Genomic DNA, 17,812 nt, shown 5'->3' with positions numbered 1-17,812 from the left:
CTTGCGACACTAGTGGTCTGCTTCGCAAATACCGGGACACGAAAGCGCGTCTTGCAACCCGTGGCGGCGTTGCTCAGCCTCGCAATAGCTACTGCTATGGCTGCCGAAGTTGGCAACTGAGGCGCCTTGCCACAGGCTGCAATCCATCGCTTTCGTCCTGTCCCTTGATTTACGAAGCAGACCACTAGCCCTCGACAACCTGCTCCGCGAACTGCATTGCATGCAGCCGCGCGTACGCCCCGTCCCGCGCGAGCAGTTCCGCATGCGAGCCGCGCTCGACGATCCGCCCCTGCTCCATCACCATGATCACGTCAGCCTTCTCGATCGTCGACAACCGATGCGCGATCACCAGCGTCGTGCGGCCCGCCATCACGCGATCGAGCGCCGCCTGGATGTGGCGCTCGGACTCGGTGTCGAGTGCCGAGGTCGCCTCGTCGAGAATCAGTACCGGCGCGTCCTTCAGCAGCGCGCGCGCGATCGCCAGGCGCTGGCGCTGGCCACCGGACAGCATCACGCCGTTCTCGCCGATCTCGGTATCGTAGCTCTGCGGCAGACGCTCGATGAACTCCGCCGCGAAGGCCGCCTGCGCCGCCGCCTCGACCGCCTCGCGCGGCGCGCCGGCGAGATCGCCGTAGGCGATGTTGTTCGCGACCGTATCGTTGAAGAGGGTCACCTGCTGCGTCACCAGCGCGATGTGGCGACGCAGGTTCTTCAGCGTGTAGTCCTCGACATCGACGCCGTCGAGCAGGATCTGCCCGCTCTCGTGGTGGTAGAAGCGCGGGATCAGGTTCGCGAGCGTCGATTTGCCGCTGCCCGAACGCCCGACCAGCGCCACCATCTGCCCCGCCTCGACGGAGAAGTCGATGCCGTCGAGCACCAGGCGGTCGGAGCCGGGATAGCGGAAGCTCAGATCGCGCACCTCCAACCGCCCCGTGACGCGCTCGCGCTCGACCGTGCCGCGATCCTCTTCGGGCGGAGTATCGAGCTGCTCGAAGATGCTCTCGGCCCCCGCGACGCCCTTCTGGATCGTGGAACTCACTTCGGAGAGCTGACGAATCGGCTTCGGCAACAACCCGGCCGCCGTGATGTAGGCGACAAGGTCGCCCGCCGACGAGTCGCCGCGCAACCACAATACGAGGAACAGCAGCACCGACATCGCCGTGTAGCTCACCAGCTGCAGCATCGGCGTGTAGGTCGCGCCGGTCTTCACCATCTTGAGCTGCTTGCGCGTGTTGTCCTCGCTCGCCGCGCGGAAGCGCCGCGACTCGTACGCCTCGCCGCCGAAGCTGCGCACGACGCGGTAGCCGTGGATCGTTTCCGACGCGACGTGCGTGACGTCGCCCATCGCCGCCTGGATCTTCTTGCTCTGCTTGCGGAACTTGCGGCTCGCGCTCGTCACCATCAGCCCGATCACCGGCAGGATCGCGAGCATCACCAGCGTGAGCCTCCAGTTCATCCACAGCAGGTAGCCGAACAGGAACACGATCGTGAGCCCCTCGCGGATCACGACCTTGATCGCGTCGGTGGCCGCGCCGGTCACCATCGTCACGTTGAAGGTGATGCGCGAGATCAGGTGCCCGGAGTTGGTCTCGTCGAAATAGCGGTTCGGCAGCCGCAGCAGGCTGTCAAAGAGCGCCAGCCGCAGGTCCTGCACGAGGCCGAGCGAGACCTTGGCGAGGAAGTAGTTGCCCAGATAGGACCCCAGCCCCTGCCACACCGCGATCGCCACGATCAGAACCGGCACCGCCTTCATCAGCGGCAGGGACTCCAGCAGCGGCACCCCGGCGAACAGCGCCGCATCGGGATTCGACAGCCCGTCCACGAAGTACTTCAGGATGCCCGCCAGCATCGGCTGGGAGGACGCGAAGATCAGGAAGCCGACGATGCTCAGCGCGAACGCCGGCACATAGGGCCGGACGTAGCCCAGCAGACGGAAATAGATCTTGAGGCTGGAAGCGGACTGCGTGTCTTTATTGCGCTTCAAGTTGTAGGGGTTCCGGAAAGGGGATTCGTGCACCGCCGCGAAAACCGGCCTGCACTGCAACATGCGGGTTAAAATTGTACCTTTGATTCTCGCGGCAGCGCCCAGTGACCCCACTCAACCGTGAAGCCTTTTCCGCCTTGCGCAAGGGCGCGACGGTCATCGAGGCCGACCCGCGCGGCGAAAAGGTCCTGCGCCTGGCCGACGGGTCCTTCCTCAAGCTCTTCCGCCGCAAGCGCTTCCTGTCCTCGGCGCTGTTCTTCCCGCCCGCCGACTGCTTCCGGCGCAACGCCGAAGCGCTCGCCGCACGCGACATCCCCTGTCCGCAGGTGCTCGAAACCTACGCCATCGACAGCGAGCGCAAGACGGCGGTGCGCTACTGGCCCCTGCCCGGCGACACCATCCGCAGCCTGCTCCCCGACTTGGGCGCCGAAGAGCGCGCCGCGCTGCTGCTGCGCCTCGCGGGCTTCATCGCCAAGCTCCACGACGAAGGCATCTACTTCCGCTCGCTGCATCTGGGCAACGTCCTGCTCATGCCCGACGGCGGCTTCGGCCTGATCGACGTCTCCGACATGAGCGTGCAGCGCGCCCCGATCAGCCGGCACAAGCGCGTGCGCAACTTCCGCCACGTGTTCCGCTACAAGGCCGACACGCGCCTCATAAACGAAGTCGGCGCACTGCGCTTCCTCACGCACTACAACGCGGCTTCCGGCATCCACCTGGAGCCGCAGCACATGACCCGCATGCCCAACCTCAACCGCGCCGGCTGATCTCGTCCCGCGCGCGGTAATAGGCTTCCAGCGCCGGCCTGCCGCTTTCGAGCACCGCCATCAGCGTCGGGATCCAGAAGAACACCCACAGCGTGCGCGGAGAAACAATCACTCCCGGCGTCGTCGTCGCCACGCCGGCCCAACCGACGAGTGCGACCAGCGTCCAGCGCGAACCGCTCCGCCACGCGGTAATGAAGAACGCGATGGACATCGCGAGGAAGAGTGCCAGGCCGATCACTCCCCCCTCGTAGAGAATCGAAACGTAGGCGCTGTGGGCATGGAAGAACTGCCCGACGAAGAGATAGTCGTCCTTGCCGCAACCGACCCATATGTTGCAGTCGGACGACAGGCGTCGCAGCGCGTCGTGCCAGATATCGAGGCGAAAGCTCAACCCGCGCTCGAGCAATGCATCGCCCAGCCCGGAGAAGGACAGAGCCGCCGCGACCGCCGTCCCGAGGATGACTCCGGCAACGATGAGGCGACGTTGAACCAGGTAGGCGGCAAAGAAGGCCGCAAAACCGATGAGTGCGGAGCGGGCCTGAAAGACGACCGCGCACATGCCGCAAAGCGCGGTCAGGAGCGCCAGCGCGCCCCAGAAAACCCAGCGCGGACAAGACGCCAGCCGACGCTCGAGGAAAAAAAGCCACAGAAACGTGAACGAGGAGATTGTCAGCAAGGCCGCATAGACGGGGTTCTTCCCCTGCCCCGACAGGACCACCCGCGGCCAGAAATCGAGCGTGCCGACCAGGCGAAGCCAGTCGAAGACGGCGAACGCGAACAGTCCCGCGCTGACGAGGGCGAACGCGCCGAACGCCGCGACTACTCCATGCCCCCGCCGCTCGAGCATCGCACAGCACACGAACAGCGCGATCAGGTACAGCGAGTCCTTCAGGAACGCGATGTCCACCAGGCTGAGCCACACCGCGAGCAGCGCGTAGGCGACAGAGAACGCGGGCGCCACACGAAGCAGGCCGAGCGCCGCGCGCGGCCGGTATAGCCACCATGCCAGCGCGGGCAGGCCGAGGCCGGCATAGAAGATGTTGTTCGACGCCTTGGAAGATATCGGCGTGTAGAACGATACGCAGAAGACGAACAATAGGACGGACGCCAGCCAATAGGCTGCACGGCCGTCGCGCAAATCCAGATTTAGCAAGAAGCCCTCAGAGCGACGGAAACACCGCCAACAAATTGTCCTTGATACCCTCGATGCCGGGGCGCTCGCAATCCCCGACCAGCGCCTCAAAACCGCTCGTCGCGCTCGCGAGGAAGTCCTCCGCCGTGAGGCAGACCGGTTCGGCGATACCGAAGGCCGAATAGTAGTCGGCAAACTTGTAGTCGGAGATCATGCCGCGTGAGATCGCGATGCGCCGGTTCGGAACCCCGAATGCGTCGGAGACGATCAGTCCATGCATGCTCGACGACACGATCAAATGGCATTCCTGGATCGCCTTGAGGACCTCTTCCACCGGCCAGTAAACGTCGATGACCTTCACCCCGGGCAGCGCACCGGCATGCTGGACGACGGGGGCCGCCTGATCCACGTAGTGCGGAATAAAGCCGAGCGCGAAGCGCTTCGCGGGCTTCAGCCGGCCCTCCCACCAACGATCCGCGAGCAGACCCGGATCCCCCAGCGCCACTCCCTGCAGGCCTTCGCCGCCCTCTATCTGCTCGCGCGTATGCCGTCCGCGTACGGCATGATAATAATGGCGCGCCGAAAACACCCGCTCCGGTGCGTCCGTGCCGCTTCCCCATACATGCAGGCGGCGCGGCATGAGGAAGCGTTTCGCCTTCTGCTCGCGATTCATGATGGAGCCGATCGCCATCATGTCGGCCTTGTGGATGGGCGCATATTCGACCGGCTTGCGCGCAGCCATCTCGACGATCAGCGGCGAAAGGTAATCGCCAAAATTCATCTGCCCGGGATCATCCCGCCCCTTGCCTCGACACCAGTACAGCTTGATGGCCATATTCCGCTTGCCTCAGTAACCCAACAACTCGTAGTCGCGCTCGTATACGCGACGGATGCGGTCTATCGTACGCGCCTGAAATATCGTCTCCTGCGACGGTCGGGGCGAGACATTCGTCTGATCCAATTTGGCATCCACTCCAAGCCTTGTGCATACCTGCAGAAAATCCGCGGCCATCGTCTCCTGCCGGCCGATGAAATCGATGCGCGGCTGACCGAGGGTATCGCACATGAACAGCCACTGCGGGGCGAAGTGCATCTGCATTCGGGCGGTTTCCTCGCACAGCCACTTCTGTACAAAGTCGTCGAAGGTATCGTAGCGCATCACCATGCGGCGGGCCGCCTGATCGCGCTGGATGTCCTGATTGGAGCGCAGATACTGGTAGGCCGAATACGCGCGGTCGAGCGGATTCCTGACGAAGCAGAACTTGAACGCCCGCTCGAAGAACTCCGGAAAATTTCTTTCGTAAAACCACAAGGGCATATGCCCGTGCGTCCTTTGCGGAAACAGGGCTCGCTTCACGCTGCTCCCGCCACACTTCGGCACATGGATGAAAATGCACGAATGACGCGCGAAATCGACCGGAAGGCGGGCACTATCCGAGAGCATCTTGTCGATCGCGGAACGATCGACGACCGAGAGACGGCTGAGAATGGTTTCACGCGCCTGCTTCGGAACAAGTTTCCAGAGATACCTTCTCATCAAGCCTCACCAAGTTGACGCTGCCAGGCTGCACGGAATAGCGCGCGCACCCCAAGTCGCATCCAGCACCAGGACAATCACATTACGACGCCTCAGAAGCCGAGCAGCAGACGGAAACGCTCGATCGCGCCCAGCGGCGGCCTGGGGCGCAACGGCGCCTCGAGCGCCTGCGCGACCTTCTCGCCGATGCGGTCGAAGCGGTATTCCTGCTCGGCCAGCGCCTGCCCTGCTGCGGCGATCCGCGCAGCGAGCGCGAGGTCGGCGCGCAGCGCTGCGAGCTTCGCGCTCAATTCGTTCGCATCGCGATACAGGACGATGTTCTCCATGTCGCGGAAACCCAGTGCGACGTTCTCCTGCTCGCCTTGGTCGTAGGCGCACAGCACGCAACCGCAGGCCATCGCCTCGAAATTCTTGATCATGTACTCGCCGATGCCGGCATCGGCACTGACGAAGAAACGGATCCGGTTGAGCATCCGCAGGTACTCGTCCCCCGACGCCGTCCGGGTGATCAGGAGTTGCTCGCGGGCGGCGATCTCGTCGAGCATCCGTCTGCGTTCGGTATACACCGAACTCTTCGTGCTGCCGACGAAAGCGAGTTCGATGTCGCGCTCATGGCCCAGATTGCGCAGCATCGCCTGGTCGTACCCCTTGGGCACGAACACCGCATCCGTACCCTCCGCACGCAACCTCTGCGTCACCGCGTATCCGGAACTGATCACCCGCGCCCACGGTAGCTGCGCATAGTGGCGGCTGAACTTTCCCTGATACTTGCCGGGGAAATAGTTCTGACAGGCATCGTGTTCGAGGATCACGAGGTTCGGCACGGTGCGGATGAAGGGCACCTGCCGGATCTCCTGCTTGAAGCGCAGGAAGAACACGATCCGCTCGTAGTCTTCGACGCGCACCTCGCGCCGGAAATAGCGCCGCAGGTTCGCCTGGTCCTCGCGTCCGAGCCAGCGCAGGTCGCAGTCCGTGTGCGCCGCAATGCCCTCGTACAGCCGGTCAAGGACGACACGTTGCTCCTTCTGGACGAGCAACAGGATCTTCATGCCGCGACCTCCCCGAGCGGGTGGAAGCCCTGCGCATCGACGGCCCATCGACCCGAGGCGGCAAGCCTTGCGAGCGCGGCAGGATCCTGAGCCGGCAGGCTCTTCCAGGCGTGCTTCTTCCACACGACGAAATGCAGGTAAGGAAAGACACGCGCCCCGTCGCGGTCATTGGTCAGGCGGCCGTGGTCCCAGCACCAACGCTGCGGGAAGTCGAAGCCGCCATCGACCCAGGCAACCTTCGCATCGGGCGTACTGAAGGCCTCGACGAATTCCGCGCGCCGATACCACGGATTAAGCAGGCGCGGCAGATGGGCGACCCGGTCGGGCAGGTTCTTGTAACGGATGAAGATCCGGCTGAAGGCGCCTTCGTCCAGCGCATGGTGCTTCTGCTCGCTCATGCGTGACTGCCAGTCACGCATCCGGAAGAAGAGCCCACGCATCTCCTCGGTGTTCCTGACCAGGCAGCAATGCCCCGAAATACGCCGCGCATGCGTCGCAAAAAGGTCCCTGCGCGCCAGGCGCTCCGCGGTGAAATACGCGCGCAGGTCGCCCCAGACGAGATCCAGGTCGCCGAAGGCCCAGAAATCGTAGCCGCGCAACTCCTCGGCATGGATGTACCCGAACGCCGGCTTCACGTCGCACAGCTTGTAAGGATTCTGCGGCGCGAAGGGGATCCCGAGCGTGCGGGCGACGCGGGCGCAATAGTCCGCGTACGAAGTCGCGACGACGCGCACGTTGGGCGGACAGTCTGGAATCGGACCGCAGTCGGAAAAGAGTAGCCAGTCCACGGTCGGGTTGGCACGACAGCTCTCGACGAAAAACGGCATCCAGAACGGCCAGCGGCCGAAATAGGGCACGACGAAGCAGATCGAGGGCTGATGTTCGCTCATCGCAGCCACTCCGGCTCGCCGAGCACCGACGTGACCATGGGCAGCTCGAAAAAGCGGCGGCGCGCGGCCTCGTCGGAGAAGTGCGTGTAAAGGCGGGCCGTGCCCCGCTCGACGAGCAGCTCGCGCTCGGCCTCGGGCCGGCGCGCTGCCTTGACGATCAGGCCGGCGAGGGCCGCCGCGCCGCCCAGCGGGAAAAGCTCGCCGGCATCGCCGACGACTTCCGGCGCCCCGCCGCAGTCGGTCGCAACCACCGGCACGCGGGCGGCCATGGCCTCGAGCAGCACCATGCCGAAGGGCTCATGGTCGGAACTCAGTGCGAACAGGTCGAAGGCCGAGAAGGCGCGGCGGGCATTCGGCACCTGCCCGAGGAAGCGCACCCGCGCAGCGATGCCCAGTTCGGCGGCGAGCTTGCGCAGGTCGTCCTCGAGCCGCCCTTTGCCGAGGATCGCCAGCATCGCTTCCCCAGGCAGTTCCGGCAGGGCGCGGGCAAAGCCGCGCAGCAAGGTCGCCTGGTCCTTGTCCGGGTGCAGACGCCCGACGTTGCCGACGACGAAGGCATCGCGCGGCAAGCCCAGCAGCTCGCGTGCAGCCTCGCGCGGCAGCACTTCGGCACGCACGGCATCGACGTCGATACGGTTATGCAGCGTCTCGATGCGATCGGACGCCCACGACGGCACGCCGCGGCGGATGTCGTCGCGGATCGCGTCCGACACGCCCAGCAGGCCGAGGCGCTTGCCGAACCAGCGCGCGAAGAGCTTGTGCGTGAGCCGGTCGTAGTCGCCGAAGGCGTGGTGCACGCCGATCACGGGGAGGCTGGTCCCCCAGCACGAGATGTGGATCGGCTTGAAGCGATGCGCGAGGATCAGCGCGAAGTCGCGTCCGGCGATGATTTCACGCACGCGGCGCATCGCGTCGAGCTTGAGCCCGCGCACGTCGCCACCATCGTAGTCGAGATAGATCACCTCGTCGGACGCCGACAAGGCGGTGATTTCGTCGCTCGGCGGGTCGGTCAGGTAGACCGTCGTCACCTTGTACGGCGAATCCTTGAACAACACAGCATACTGCCGCGCGACGTCGCCGAAGGGGCCGTAGTGGCAATGGCAGAACTGCAGGATGCGGCGCTCAGCCAACGGCCGCACCCTCCTTGACGACGAGCACATCCTCCATGATCAGATACTGCAGGTCGGAGCCGAAGAACATGTTCAGCGCATCGGTCGGCGAGCAGATCATCGGCTCGCCGCGGCGGTTGAGCGAGGTGTTGAGCACGACCCCGTTGCCGGTGAGCTTCTCAAGTTCCAGCATCAGTTCATAGTAGCGCGGGTTGTACTCGCGCTTGAGCACCTGTGCGCGCGAGGTGCCGTCCTCGTGCACGACCTCGGGCACGCGCGCCCTCCACTCCTCCGCGACCTCGAAGGTGAAGGTCATGAAGGGAGCGGGGTGGTCGGTTTGCAGCATCTGCGGGCCGACGGTGTCGAGCATGCTGGGGCAGAACGGCCGCCAGCGCTCGCGGAACTTGATCTGCTCGTTGATGCGGTCGGCCACGCCGGCCGCACTGGGGCATCCAAGGATGGAGCGGCCGCCCAGCGCGCGCGGGCCGAACTCCATGCGCCCCTGGAACCACGCTACCGGGTTGCCGTCGGCGAGGATCTGCGCGATGCGTGCGGGCATGTCGTCGATCTTCTGCCAACTCGGCTGCGCCGGGTGCTTCGCGCAGGCGGCTATGACGTCCTCGTTGGTGTAGCGCGGGCCGAGGTAGACGTGCTCCATCTTCTCCACCGGCACGCCGCGCGCGACCGACACGTAGGCCGCCGCGCCCACCGCCGTGCCGGAGTCGCCCGAGGCCGGCTGCACGAACAGTTCGCGCAGGTCGGGGCGCGCGATGATCTTCTGATTGAGCTTGACGTTGAGCGCACCGCCGCCCGCAAACGCCAGTCGCCCGGTGTCGCGCAGGATGTCGCCGAGGTAGTAGTCGATCATCTTCAGCGACAGATCCTCGAACAGCTTCTGCATGCTCGCGGCGTAGTGGATGTAGGGCTCGTCGGCGATGTCGCCGGCGCGCTTGGGGCCCAGCCAGTCGATCAGCTTGGGCGAGAAGTAGTAGCCCTTGCCCTTTTCCTTGTAGCGGCGGAAGCCGATCACGTTGGCGTAGTCGGTGTCGACGACGAGCTCGCCGTTCTCGAACTTCGCCAGGCGCGAGAAATCATACTTGTCCGGGTCGCCGTAGGGCGCCATGCCCATGACCTTGTATTCGCCGTCGAGCATCTCGAAGCCGAGGTACTCGGTGATCGCGCCGTACAGGCCGCCGAGCGAATCGGGGTCGTAGAACTCCTTGATCTTGTGGATCTTGCCGTTCTCGCCGTAGCCGAAGAAGGTCGTCGCGTACTCGCCCTTGCCGTCGATACCGAGGATCGCTGTCTTCTCCGTGAAGCCGGAGCAATGGTAGGCGCTCGACGCATGCGCGAGGTGGTGCTCGACCGGTACGATTTCGGTCTTCTTCAGGTCGAAACCGAGCTGCGCAAGGCACCACTCGATGCGCCTCTTGTAGCGGTAGTAGCGGCGATTGCCCGTCAGGATCGCATCGATGCCGCGATCCGGGGCGTACCAGTAGCGCTTGGCGTAGTGCCAGCGCGCCGGCTCCATGATGCTGATCGGCGCGAACGGGATCGCCACCGCATCGACGTCCTTCGGCTTGATGCCGGCGAACTCCAGGCAAAACTTCGCTGCCTCGTAGGGCATGCGGTTCTTGGCGTGTTTGTCGCGCACGAAGCGCTCTTCTTCCGCCGCGGCGACGAGCTTGCCGTCGATGTAGAGGGCGGCGGAGGGGTCGTGCGTCAGGGCGCCGGACAGGCCGAGAATGGTCAGAGCCACGGATGAACCTCTGGTTGGGGACAGCAGTCTCTGCAGTCCCGGCAAGCAAAATTGGTGATTATAGCCTCGCGACTCATGAGCCCGGCCTTGCCGCCCCATTCGGAGCGGTCTGCAAGGCACGCACGATGTGCGCGCCAAGCCAGCGGGAGCCCGCCATCGACAGGTGATCGTCGTCACGGTACATCAGCTCGCCGTCGCGCCAGCCAAGGCAGGCGCGATCGTCGCACATCACCGTCTGCGGATCGAAAACGATTACCTCCGGATACTTTTCCAGTACCGGTCGCAGGTAAGGACGATACTCCCCGTTGCGAGCATCGATCATCTTGCGCGAAACCTCGCACTGGGGCCGCGGAATGCGGCTTACGAACCGATTCGGCGTCCAATGTACGCACTCGCGCGCATTGAAGGGGAGTTCGGGCACGGAATCGAGGAAGACGACTCTCTTACCGGTAGCGGTGAGCTGTCGCAACGTCTCGTCGAGGGCGGTCGCCACCACGTTCCCACGTCCGATGGAAGGATCGTCCGGCGCCGCGAGGAGCACGGGCTTGCGATGTGCGCGGCTGAATACTCCCGGCTTGTCCTTCAGTTGGCGTGCGGTGATCCCAAGCACCCAGCGTCCCGCGAGGAAAATCGTCTTGACCTCTGGCGCATTGACTGCGTATGCGAAGGCGATCTCGGCAACAGGGGCGCAGCCGCGCGATGCGCCCGTCTTCTCGCGGGTATCCATGCCGAGCAGCAGCAGACAGCCGTCCTCATTGATCTGAAGGAGATTGCCGCCGCTACGCGCAAGCGCCTCGCTGATGCCCCAGAAAAAGTGGTTCGCGTGACTGTCGCCGATGATCACCGCATCAGGGGCGCGCGACGCGTCACCGATCAGGCAGTCGCCAGTGAAGTTGGCGGGCAGGAGGTGGCGGCAGTCACCACTGCCCAGCCACGACTCTTCCCAGCGCAAGGCGGCAGACGCCTGTTGAGCCTGGGCATCCTTGAGGCGGATTTCCAGCCCGTCACGTTGGTTGATGCTCCAGCCCACGATCGCGAGCAGGGCGCCGGCCGACACCAGCCCGGCGACGGTTCTCCGCCCGCCATGGCGGCGGACCGGCAGCTCAACCACACGGAACGTTGCCCACGACAGAGCGAACGCGGCTGCAAGCGCCGCAAGAAGCACGGGGGGAGTCGCGCCCTCGGGATGCAAGATGCGGATAAAGGACAGCAGCGGCCAGTGCCACAGGTACAGGGGAAAGCTGATGAGTCCGACCCACACAGCGGGACGCGCCGACAACAGGATCCGGTTGACCGCCGCACGCGGGCCGGCCGCAATGAGAAGCACCGCACCGCAAACCGGCAGCAGCGCCCAGGCGCCGGGAAAAACCCGCTCCTTGTCGATGGCGACAAGACCAAGCGCGATGAGCAACAGGCCGGCCACCGAGGCGATGCTCGGCGCCCACACCGCGGAGACGGGGAAGAGCATGCCGTAGCGTTGCAGACGCCACGCGAGCGCGGCCCCGAAGAGCAACTCCCACACTCGCGTCCACGGCAGAAAATAGCTGGCGACGGGCCATTGCGCACTCAACGCAATGCTGGCGACGAGCGAGATGGCCGCCAGGATGACAACGATGCCACCGAGCCGGTGGCGCATGCGCCACACCACGAGCGCCAGCGCCGGCCACACGATGTAGAACTGTTCCTCTATGCCCAGCGACCACAGATGCAGCAACGGCTTGAGTTCGGCTTCCGTATCGAAATAACCGGCCTCCTGCCAGAACATGAAGTTGGCGACGAACCCCAAGCCACCCACCGAATGCTTCGCGAGCTGCGCGTATTCGTCCGGAAACAACGCCCCCCAGCCCACCGCGAGACATGCGGAGACGACGACGAGCAGCGCGGGAAAGATGCGCCGCACCCGGCGCGCGTAAAAATCAGCAAAGCTGAATTCACCGCGGCCGAGCGCCTTGATGATGATCGAGGAAATCAGGTAACCCGAGATGACGAAGAAGATATCGACACCGACGAAGCCGCCCGGCAGCGCCTCGGGGAACGCGTGGAAGATGACGACCGAAAGGACCGCGAGCGCACGCAGGCCATCGATATCCGGACGATAGGCGAGATGAGGATTGGGGTGGGTCATGAAAATGCCGATCCCGGATGCGCGAGACGCGGCTCAGAAAATTCGACAAAACTCCTGATTTTAATCGCCACTGCGCAAATCTTGGGAAAAACCAGCGAAAACCGGTCAATAAAGGGTCGCAAAGTGATGAAACATCGCGACTTCAACCCGCGGCGTCCTCGCGTATCATGCGCGCTCGCTCACCGTCCGGCCCGGAAGCCCACCCTAGCATCCGCCTCGCGTCCCGCGGCAACCGCCGTCGCGACATTGCATGGCCGGGGGAAAGAGCCGATTCCACAAGGAGGCAAGTCAATGGATGCACTCATTTCAACCATCAACGGCTACGTCTGGAGCCCGGCACTCGTGTACCTGTGCCTCGGCGTGGGCCTGTATTTCTCGATCCGCACGCGCTTCATGCAGGTGCGCGGCTTCAACGAGATGATCCGCCTGATGTTCCAGGGCAAGAGCTCGGACGCCGGCGTCTCGTCCTTCCAGGCGCTGGCAATGGCGCTGTCGGGCCGCGTCGGCACCGGCAACATCGCCGGCGTCGCCACCGCGATCACCTTCGGCGGCCCCGGTGCGGTGTTCTGGATGTGGATGACGGCCTTCCTGGGCGCCTCGACGGCCTACATCGAATCGACGCTTGCCCAGATCTACAAGGAAAAGGACGATAACGGTCAGTACCGTGGCGGCCCCGCTTACTACATCGAGAAGGCGATGGGGCAGAAGTGGTACGCGTGGATCTTCGCCGTGTCGACGGCGATCGCGATGGGCCTGCTGCTGCCCGGCGTACAGGCCAACAGCATCGCCGCCGGCGTGTACAACGCATGGGGCATCGACCACGCGGTCAGCGCGGCGCTGATCGTGATCACGCTGGGCTTCATCATCTTCGGTGGCGTCAAGCGCATCGCGCACTTCGCCGAGTTCGTCGTGCCCTTCATGGCGCTCGCCTACATCCTGATGGCCCTGGTGATCGTGTTCCTGCACATTGATCAAGTGCCGGCGATGATCGCGCTGATCTTCAAGAGCGCCTTCGGCCTCGAGGCGGGATTCGGGGCGGTACTGGGCCTCGCAGTGCAGTGGGGTGTGAAGCGCGGCGTGTATTCGAACGAGGCGGGCCAGGGCTCGGGCCCACACCCGGCGGCGGCGGCGGAAGTGTCGCATCCGGCCAAGCAGGGCTATGTGCAGGCCTTCTCGGTGTATATCGACACGCTCCTGGTGTGCTCGGCGACTGCGTTCATGCTGCTCGCCACCGGCAAGTACAACGTCAAGCACCCGGACGGTTCGATGATCCTCGACCACCTGCCGGGCGTCGAAACCGGCCCCGCCTACACGCAGGCCGCGGTCGAGTCGGTGATGCCCGGCTTCGGCGCGAGCTTCGTCGCGCTGGCCCTGATGTTCTTCGCCTTCACGACCATCGTCGCGTACTACTACATGGCCGAGACCAATCTCGCCTACATCAACCGCAAGGTGCATCGCCCGTGGCTGGTGTTCGTGCTGCGCATCGTGATGATGGCGGCAGTGACCTACGGCTCGGTACGTAGCGCCGGCGCAGCATGGGACCTCGGCGACATCGGCGTGGGCATCATGGCGTGGCTCAACATCATCGCCATCCTGATCCTGCAGAAGCCGGCGCTCATCGCGCTGCGCGATTACGAGCGGCAGAAGAAGGAAGGAAAGGATCCGGTGTTCGAGCCGGAAAAGCTGGGGATCCGCAACGCCGACTTCTGGACGACGCGCCGATAGGGCCAATCCAGGCGGCGGCTGACCGGCAAGTCAAGGGCAGCCTCCTGAATCGGTGGGAGCTTCAGCCGCGAAGGGACGTTCTCGCATGCGTTGCGGCCCATTCGCGGCTGAAGCCGCTCCCACAGGAAGCTTCGCCCCAGTTCCCGGGCAGGGGCACGCCCCCCCCCGGGCCTCAGTGCGCTTCGTCCCAGTTGTCGCCGACACCGACCTCGACCAGCAGCGGCACCGCCAGATCGGCGACGCCGCACATCTGCGCCGGCAGTTCCGCGCGCACGCGCTCGAGCTCGTCGCGCGGCACCTCCAGCACCAGTTCGTCATGCACCTGCAGGATCAGGCGTGATTTCAGGCCCGCAGCGGGCAGCCATGCGTGCACGGCGATCATCGCCTTCTTGATCAGGTCCGCCGCCGTGCCCTGCATCGGCGCATTGATCGCCGCGCGTTCGGCGGCCTGGCGGCGACCGACCTGCTGGGCGCGGATCTCGGGCAGGTAGAGGCGGCGACCGAACACCGTCTCGACGTAACCGCGCTCCTTCGCCTCGGCCTTCACGCGATCCATGTAGGCAGCGACCCCGGGATAGCGCGCGAAGTAGCGGTCGATCCAGCCCTGCGCGGCGGCGCGGTCGATGCCCAGGTTCTTCGCCAGGCCGTGCGCGCTCATGCCGTAGATGAGGCCGAAATTGATCACCTTGGCGTAGCGGCGCTGCTCGCTCGTGACCTCCGCCGGCGTCACGCCGAACACCTCGGCGGCGGTCGCGCGGTGCACATCCTCGCCGTGCGCAAAGGCGTCCAGCAGGCGCGCGTCGCCCGACAGGTGGGCCATGATGCGCAGCTCGATCTGCGAGTAGTCGGCAGACACGATCACGTGATCGCGCGGCGCGATGAAGGCGGCGCGGATACGCCGTCCCTCGGCGGTGCGGATCGGGATGTTCTGCAGGTTGGGATCCGAACTCGCGAGCCGGCCGGTGACCGCGACCGCCTGCGAGAAGCTCGTATGCACGCGCCCGGTCTTCGGGTTGACCATGCGCGGCAGCTTGTCCGCGTAGGTGCTCTTCAGTTTCGCGAAACCACGATGTTCGAGCAGCAGCTTGGGCAGCGGATAGTCGTCGGCGAGCTGCTGCAGCACCTCCTCGTCGGTCGAGGGCTGGCCGGTGGCGGTCTTCTTCACCACCGGCAGGCCGAGCTTGCCGAACAGGATCTCGCCCAGCTGCTTCGGTGACGCGAGGTTGAACGGCTGGCCGGCCAGATCGTGCGCCTCGCGCTCCAGCTCCATCAGGCGGCGACCCAGCTCCTCGCTCTGCTGCGCGAGCAGGAAGGCGTCGATCAGCACGCCGGTGCGTTCCATGTCGAGCAGCACCCGCATCGCCGGCAGCTCGATGTCGCGATACAGCGCCGCCAGCGCCGGCAGCGTTTCGAGTTGCGGCCACAGCTTGCGGTGCAGGCGCAACGTGATGTCGGCGTCCTCGGCCGCGTATTCGGTCGCACGGTCGACCGCGACCTCGTCGAAGCCGATCTGCTTCGCGCCCTTGCCGCACACATCGGTGTAGGGGATGGTCGTCAGGCCGAGGTGGCGCTTCGCCAGCGAGTCCATGTCATGCGACTTGTCGCTTTCCAGCACGTAGGACTGGAGCAGCGTGTCGTGCGCGATGCCGGCGAGGCGGATGCCGTGATTGGCGAGCACATGGGCGTCGTATTTGAGGTTCTGCCCGAGCTTGGCATGCGCGGCCGATTCGAACCAAGGCTTGAGGCGCGCCAGCACCTCGTCGAGCGGCAGCTGGTGCGGCACGTCGGGCCCGCGGTGCGCGAGCGGCAGGTAGGCCGCCTCGCCGGCGACGATCGCGAAGGACATGCCGACGAGCCGCGCCGCCATCGGATCCAGGCTGGTCGTCTCGGTATCGAAGGCGACGAGCGCGGCGCCGTCGAGCTTTGCCGCCCACGCGTCGAACGTCGCCCAGTCGAGGATCGTCACATAAGCGCCGCGGTGCGCCCCCGGCGCTGCGGGGGGATCGTCGGCGACCGCCGCCTCGCCCGCCGATGCAAGCGCGGCCGCAGCGCCCTGCCCGTCCAGATCCCTGAGCCAGCCGCGGAACTCGAAACGCTCGTAGAGCGCGCGCAGCGCCGCCTTGTCGTCGTCGCGCGCCGGCAGATCGTCGAGCGCGACCGGCAGCGCGACGTCGGTCGCCACGGTCACGAGCCTCTTCCCCAGCGGCAGGAAGTCGAGGTGCTTCCTCAGGTTCTCGCCCACCTTGCCGCCGACCTTGTCGGCGTTCGCAACGAGATTGTCGAGCGTTCCGTATTCGGTGAGCCACTTCACCGCGGTCTTCGGGCCGCACTTCTCCACGCCCGGCACGTTGTCGACGGTGTCGCCAACCAGCGCCAGGTAATCGACGATGCGCTCGGGCGGCACGCCGAACTTCGCCGCAACCCCCGCCTCGTCGAGCACTTCCTCGCTCATCGTGTTCACCCACTTCACGCCGGGACGCACGAGCTGGGTCAGATCCTTGTCGCCGGTCGAGATCACCACCTCCCAGCCGCGCTCCAGCGCCAGGCGCGTCAGCGTGCCGATCACGTCGTCGGCCTCGACGCCCTCGACCGCCAGCAGCGGCCAGCCTTCGGCCTGCACCGCCTCGTGCAGCGGTTCGATCTGCGCACGCAGATCGTCCGGCATGGGCGGGCGGTGCGACTTGTATTCGGGATACCAGTCGTCGCGGAAGGTCTTTCCCTTGGCGTCGAACACACAGGCGCGGAATTCGGCCTTGTAGTCGCTTTCGAGGCGACGTAGCATCGACAACACACCCCGAATCGCCCCAGTCGGCTCGCCCTTCGAATTGCGCAGATCCGGCAGCGCGTGGAACGCGCGATACAGATAGCTGGAACCATCGACGAGCAACAGAACGGGCATCGGACAAATTTCCTTGCGGGGATCCGGGCACAACCCGGGTTCAGACGAAGCCGGCACACGGACCGGCAGGACGACAAGACGAGAACAACATGACCGCGAAAGAAAAAATCCCGCCGAGCGCTCCCAGCAGCATGGCACCGCGCTTCAACGCCCGCGAGTCGTGGCGGATCTTTGGAATTATGGCAGAGTTCGTCGAGGCGACCGAACGCCTCAACGCGATCCGCCCAGCGGTGTCGATCTTCGGCAGCGCACGCATCCCGCCCGACCACATGTACTACATCCTCGCCGAAAAAATCAGCCGCCTGCTGTCGGACGCCGGCTTCGCGGTGATCTCCGGCGGCGGCCCCGGCATCATGGAGGCGGCCAACAAGGGCGCCTATTTCGGCAAGAGCCCCTCGATCGGCCTCAACATCCAGCTGCCGATGGAGCAGAGCTCCAACCCCTACCAGGACATCTCGCAGACCTTCCAGCACTTCTTCGCGCGCAAGTTCATGTTCGTGCGCTTCGCCTCGGCCTACGTGGTGATGCCGGGCGGCTTCGGCACGCTGGACGAGCTGATGGAGGCCCTGACGCTGATCCAGACCGGCAAGAGCCGCAAGATCCCGATCATCCTCGTGCACGGCCCGTTCTGGAAAGGCATGATCGACTGGTTCCGCGAGCGCCTCGTTGCCGAACGCATGATCAACCCCGAGGACCTCGACCTCATCCAGGTGATCGACACGCCCGAGGAAGTCGTCGAGGCGATCTTCAAGCACTACGAACACCGCGGCTTCCTGCCGCTGCCCGAGGAACACGAACTGCTGCTCAACCTGTAATGACGGACGCACAACGCGGGT

General features: G+C 65.1%; 13 protein-coding genes. 3 read left to right on the top strand and 10 right to left on the bottom strand.

What is annotated here, in order from left to right; translation table 11 throughout:
- Nucleotides 1-184: 184 nt before the first annotated feature.
- Nucleotides 185-2,047 carry a lipid A export permease/ATP-binding protein MsbA gene (gene msbA, locus U5817_RS02725; protein WP_407279639.1) on the bottom strand — a complete coding sequence of 621 codons (1,863 nt, stop codon included), beginning with the start codon at nt 2,045-2,047 and terminating at the stop codon, nt 185-187.
- A 41-nt stretch (nt 2,048-2,088) separates the two neighbouring features.
- On the opposite strand from msbA, the gene U5817_RS02720 reads away from it, so the two are divergent.
- A complete protein-coding gene (locus tag U5817_RS02720; RefSeq protein WP_407279638.1) occupies nt 2,089-2,751 on the top strand; it encodes a toluene tolerance protein in 663 nt (220 codons plus the stop codon).
- Here U5817_RS02720 and U5817_RS02715 read toward each other — a convergent pair.
- From U5817_RS02715 to U5817_RS02680, 8 genes are all read right to left on the bottom strand, one after another.
- Nucleotides 2,735-3,904 (bottom strand): O-antigen ligase family protein, encoded by a 1,170-nt coding sequence (locus U5817_RS02715; protein ID WP_407279637.1) that lies wholly within the window; start codon nt 3,902-3,904, stop codon nt 2,735-2,737. The two genes, U5817_RS02720 and U5817_RS02715, sit on opposite strands and share 17 nt — an antisense overlap.
- Before the next feature lie 7 nt (nt 3,905-3,911).
- Entirely contained in the window at nt 3,912-4,718 is an 807-nt protein-coding gene (locus tag U5817_RS02710) for a polysaccharide pyruvyl transferase family protein (protein WP_407279636.1), read from the bottom strand.
- Between the two features lie 12 nt (nt 4,719-4,730).
- Complete coding sequence (locus U5817_RS02705) at nt 4,731-5,420, bottom strand: sulfotransferase family 2 domain-containing protein (RefSeq protein ID WP_407279635.1); 690 nt, start codon at nt 5,418-5,420, stop codon at nt 4,731-4,733.
- Between the two features lie 92 nt (nt 5,421-5,512).
- Nucleotides 5,513-6,469, bottom strand: coding sequence for a glycosyltransferase (locus U5817_RS02700; protein ID WP_407279634.1), 957 nt, complete (start codon nt 6,467-6,469; stop codon nt 5,513-5,515).
- Nucleotides 6,466-7,359: a DUF6625 family protein gene (locus U5817_RS02695; RefSeq protein ID WP_407279633.1), complete on the bottom strand. Its 894-nt coding sequence runs from the start codon at nt 7,357-7,359 to the stop codon at nt 6,466-6,468. Before U5817_RS02695 ends, U5817_RS02700 begins: the two co-directional genes overlap by 4 nt.
- Nucleotides 7,356-8,498, bottom strand: a complete 1,143-nt coding sequence (locus U5817_RS02690; RefSeq protein ID WP_407279632.1) for a glycosyltransferase — start codon at nt 8,496-8,498, stop codon at nt 7,356-7,358. Before U5817_RS02690 ends, U5817_RS02695 begins: the two co-directional genes overlap by 4 nt.
- The gene (locus tag U5817_RS02685; protein WP_407279631.1) at nt 8,482-10,227 is read right to left on the bottom strand and encodes a carbamoyltransferase; all 1,746 of its coding nucleotides are present in this window, start codon (nt 10,225-10,227) and stop codon (nt 8,482-8,484) included. The genes U5817_RS02690 and U5817_RS02685 overlap by 17 nt, the downstream gene beginning before the upstream one ends.
- Nucleotides 10,228-10,300: 73 nt before the next feature.
- The gene (locus U5817_RS02680; protein ID WP_407279630.1) at nt 10,301-12,352 is read right to left on the bottom strand and encodes an acyltransferase family protein; all 2,052 of its coding nucleotides are present in this window, start codon (nt 12,350-12,352) and stop codon (nt 10,301-10,303) included.
- Nucleotides 12,353-12,643: 291 nt separating this feature from the next.
- Here U5817_RS02680 and U5817_RS02675 point away from each other — a divergent pair, with 291 nt between their 5' ends.
- Nucleotides 12,644-14,077, top strand: a complete 1,434-nt coding sequence (locus U5817_RS02675) for a sodium:alanine symporter family protein (RefSeq protein ID WP_169129178.1) — start codon at nt 12,644-12,646, stop codon at nt 14,075-14,077.
- Between the two features lie 172 nt (nt 14,078-14,249).
- Here the strand turns inward: U5817_RS02675 and polA are convergent, their stop codons facing one another.
- Complete coding sequence (gene polA, locus U5817_RS02670) at nt 14,250-16,976, bottom strand: DNA polymerase I (protein WP_407279629.1); 2,727 nt, start codon at nt 16,974-16,976, stop codon at nt 14,250-14,252.
- Between the two features lie 89 nt (nt 16,977-17,065).
- On the opposite strand from polA, the gene U5817_RS02665 reads away from it, so the two are divergent.
- Nucleotides 17,066-17,791, top strand: a complete 726-nt coding sequence (locus U5817_RS02665; RefSeq protein WP_169129460.1) for a TIGR00730 family Rossman fold protein — start codon at nt 17,066-17,068, stop codon at nt 17,789-17,791.
- The last annotated feature ends 21 nt before the right edge of the window (nt 17,792-17,812 follow it).

Origin of the sequence: Aromatoleum evansii (assembly GCF_045689615.1) — a bacterium.
GTDB classification, from domain to species: Bacteria; Pseudomonadota; Gammaproteobacteria; order Burkholderiales; family Rhodocyclaceae; genus Aromatoleum; species Aromatoleum evansii.
Note: the sequence above shows the minus strand (reverse complement) of the source record. Positions and strands in the feature narration are given on the sequence as shown.

Bases quoted from the DNA above. Each gene is read 5' to 3' on its own strand.
- msbA (WP_407279639.1), bottom strand. From the start codon at position 2,047: ATGTTGCAGTGCAGGCCGGTTTTCGCGGCGGTGCACGAATCCCCTTTC.
- U5817_RS02710 (WP_407279636.1), bottom strand. From the start codon at position 4,718: ATGGCCATCAAGCTGTACTGGTGTCGAGGCAAGGGGCGGGATGATCCC.
- U5817_RS02705 (WP_407279635.1), bottom strand. From the start codon at position 5,420: ATGAGAAGGTATCTCTGGAAACTTGTTCCGAAGCAGGCGCGTGAAACC.
- U5817_RS02700 (WP_407279634.1), bottom strand. From the start codon at position 6,469: ATGAAGATCCTGTTGCTCGTCCAGAAGGAGCAACGTGTCGTCCTTGAC.
- U5817_RS02695 (WP_407279633.1), bottom strand. From the start codon at position 7,359: ATGAGCGAACATCAGCCCTCGATCTGCTTCGTCGTGCCCTATTTCGGC.
- U5817_RS02680 (WP_407279630.1), bottom strand. From the start codon at position 12,352: ATGACCCACCCCAATCCTCATCTCGCCTATCGTCCGGATATCGATGGC.
- U5817_RS02675 (WP_169129178.1), top strand. From the start codon at position 12,644: ATGGATGCACTCATTTCAACCATCAACGGCTACGTCTGGAGCCCGGCA.
- polA (WP_407279629.1), bottom strand. From the start codon at position 16,976: ATGCCCGTTCTGTTGCTCGTCGATGGTTCCAGCTATCTGTATCGCGCG.
- U5817_RS02665 (WP_169129460.1), top strand. From the start codon at position 17,066: ATGACCGCGAAAGAAAAAATCCCGCCGAGCGCTCCCAGCAGCATGGCA.